Raw genomic sequence first — 348 nt, 5'->3', positions numbered from 1 at the left:
GGTCGCCCGAGGGGCGGACCCGTCCGGCAGCGTCAGGGAGTCCTGCGCCCCGGCACCGCGACGCGCCCGGGGGGCGTGCCCCCCCGAGAGGTCCCACCCGCCCTGCGCGAGGGCCCCGACCACCGGGGCGCAGAGCGGCTCGTGGTCGACCCCGCCGGCCGCGGTCACCACGAGGGTGGCCGGGCCGTAGTGCTCGCGGTAGTGCTCCCAGACCGCGTCGCGGGGCACCGCACGGATCGAGGCGGGGGTCCCGCCGCTGGGGCGACCCAGCGGGTGCTCGGCGAGCACCGCGGCGGCGAACTGCTCGTGGACGACGTCGGCAGGGTCGTCGTCGTTCATGGCCAGCTC

At 78.7% G+C, this 348-nt stretch carries 1 pseudogene; it reads right to left on the bottom strand.

What is annotated here, in order from left to right:
- Positions 1-348 (bottom strand): annotated as a pseudogene (locus J4G33_RS16865) (insulinase family protein); the annotation flags it as partial.

Origin of the sequence: Actinotalea soli, from assembly GCF_017565425.1 — a bacterium.
Classification (GTDB): domain Bacteria; phylum Actinomycetota; class Actinomycetes; order Actinomycetales; family Cellulomonadaceae; genus Actinotalea; species Actinotalea soli.
Note: the sequence above shows the minus strand (reverse complement) of the source record. Positions and strands in the feature narration are given on the sequence as shown.